The following is a 734-nucleotide window of genomic DNA, read 5'->3' on the forward strand; positions in this document are numbered from 1 at the left end:
GGGCGCCCGCCCCCGCCGGACGCCCCGGCCCGCCGGTGCCCACCGGGCCCCGCGGCCCCGCGGGGCCGCCCGCCGCACCGGCCGTCGCGCCCGCGGCCTCGTTCATCGCCTGCACCGTTCCCACACGCCGACGATCGTCACACGGGCCCGCGGAGCGGCGCATCCGGGACGTCCCCCCGGTTTGCCTCAGGGTCGGATTCAGGGACGTCCCCGATACCGCGCGTGCCGCGCCGCACGTCACGATGGGTGCCATGGTCGAGGACACGAACGACACCGGCGGCGGACGCGCCGCCGCGACGGGCGCCACCGCCGCGGGCGGAGACTATCCGCGGCTGGCCCGGGACGACGCGAGCCGCGTGCTCACCGGCGCCTGCGGCGGCCTCGGCCGGTACACCGGCATCGACCCGGTGGTGTACCGGGTGGCGTTCGGAGTCCTCGCCTTCGCGCAGGGCCAGGGCGTCGTCCTCTACATCGCGGCGGCGCTGCTCATGCCGTCCGCGCCGGGCGCGACGGCCCCGGCCGAGCGGCTGCTGCGGCGCTGGTTCGACGCGACCGGGGTGCTGACGATCCTGGGCGGGCTGCTGGTCGCCTCCACGCTGTTCGCCGTGCCGGGCGGCTTCGACACGAACGCGATCACGGCGCTGGTGGTGGCGGCGCTCGCCGCCGCCACCGCGCACGCGCGCGGCGTCCGGTTCAAGGCGGCGCTGCGCGGCGCCCCGGAGCGGCTCGCGGGG

The 734-nt window shown here is 78.9% G+C and carries 1 protein-coding gene; it reads left to right on the forward strand.

Going from position 1 to position 734, the window contains the following annotated elements:
• Positions 1–251: 251 nt before the first annotated feature.
• Positions 252–734 (forward strand): PspC domain-containing protein (locus ACFQ11_RS37770; RefSeq protein WP_378307762.1); only part of this gene is annotated, 483 nt, incomplete at its 3' end.

Source organism: Actinomadura sediminis (genome assembly GCF_042675525.1).
In the GTDB taxonomy this organism is placed as follows: domain Bacteria; phylum Actinomycetota; class Actinomycetes; order Streptosporangiales; family Streptosporangiaceae; genus Spirillospora; species Spirillospora sediminis.